This window comes from Aeromonas sp. HMWF014 (genome assembly GCF_963878295.1).
GTDB classification, from domain to species: Bacteria; Pseudomonadota; Gammaproteobacteria; order Enterobacterales; family Aeromonadaceae; genus Aeromonas; species Aeromonas popoffii.
In genome coordinates this window covers 1-1,144 of sequence record NZ_CAWNYS010000562.1, presented here as the reverse complement: position 1 = coordinate 1,144, position 1,144 = coordinate 1, and the positions used below count along the sequence as shown (strand labels likewise).

At 62.6% G+C, this 1,144-nt stretch carries 3 protein-coding genes; all 3 read right to left on the bottom strand.

Annotation, left to right across the window (positions count from 1 at the left end):
* Positions 1-71: 71 nt before the first annotated feature.
* Positions 72-284, bottom strand: a complete 213-nt coding sequence (locus AAC083_RS21620) for a hypothetical protein (protein WP_042038728.1) — start codon at positions 282-284, stop codon at positions 72-74.
* A gap of 192 nt (positions 285-476) precedes the next feature.
* Positions 477-818 (bottom strand): DUF1294 domain-containing protein, encoded by a 342-nt coding sequence (locus tag AAC083_RS21615; RefSeq protein WP_108535568.1) that lies wholly within the window; start codon positions 816-818, stop codon positions 477-479.
* A partial coding sequence (locus tag AAC083_RS21610) for a sugar O-acetyltransferase (protein ID WP_146181546.1) occupies positions 815-1,144 on the bottom strand: 330 nt, incomplete at its 5' end. The genes AAC083_RS21615 and AAC083_RS21610, both read right to left, overlap by 4 nt.

Sequence of the window (1,144 nt, the reverse complement as noted above, 5' to 3'; positions counted from 1 at the left end):
GGAAGGGGGGCGGGAGAAGCGGCAAACCCTTGCAGCGCCAGGCTGGCCGGTTTGCCGCCGTGGCTGCCACTTCACAGATTCTTGAACGGGCGGCGCTTCTCCTCTTCGATGACGATGGCTTCCAGATTGGCAATCCGTTCCTGCAGCTCCTTGATGAGCACATCCTGTTTGCCGAGGCGATCCGTGATGCGGATATCTCCCAGCTGATAGCGGGCGCGCTTGCTGAGATAACCAAACAGCATGCTGATAAAGACGATCAGGACTATGCCTGTCCACATGGTCATGGGTGACTCCTTGTCGATAAACACGCGAGAAAACCTGCCTTGCAGGCCCTTTGTTGTCTCATACGCCGGGATGGGTCGCAATGCCCGCGCTGGTAGGAAGTATGAGCCTTCAGCTCAGGGCCGTGCCGATGCACAAACCGCCTCACTCTTTTGATTGTCTGGCCGCTCGTAGTGCTGGTGCCCTGGCGCTCCTTAAATCCCTTGCCAGAGTGGTCGGCCGAGCCAGAGTCCCCACAGGGTGAGGTGCAACAGCACGATAAACCAGAATACCAGTCGGTAGCTGCCCTTCTGGGTCTTGTGGCGCAGCCAGTGACGGGCCACCAGGGCCCCGGGCCAGCCGCCGCACAGCTCCAGCAGGTGGAGGCGGGATTCGGGAATGCGCCAGCCACCGCGAATGGCTTGCCGCTTGTCGTGGGCATAGGCCAGCGCCGTCAGCAGGCTCATGGCGGTGACGATGGCCAGCGGCCACCAGTTGGCGTCAGCAAGGCCAAGCCAGGCCGTCCCGAGCAGGGGGAGCAGGGCAAGCCAGATCACAGTGCCAGCTCCTTGTTACGGTGGGCATCCGGGGTCAGGGTGCGGATCACCTTGGCGGGGTTGCCCACCGCTACCGAGTCTGCCGGTATGTCGCGGGTGACCACGGCACCGGCGCCTATGATGGATCGCGCTCCTATGGTGACGCCGGGGCAGATGATGGCGCCACCACCGATCCAGCAGTCGTCGCCTATGTGAACCGGCTTGCTGTAAGCGGCCCAGTTGCGCCGCTCCAGATACTCCGTACTGTGGGTGGCGGTGTAGATCTGCACGTTGGGGGCCAGCAGCACATGGCTGCCGATATGCACCTCGCCCACGTCGAGTATGGT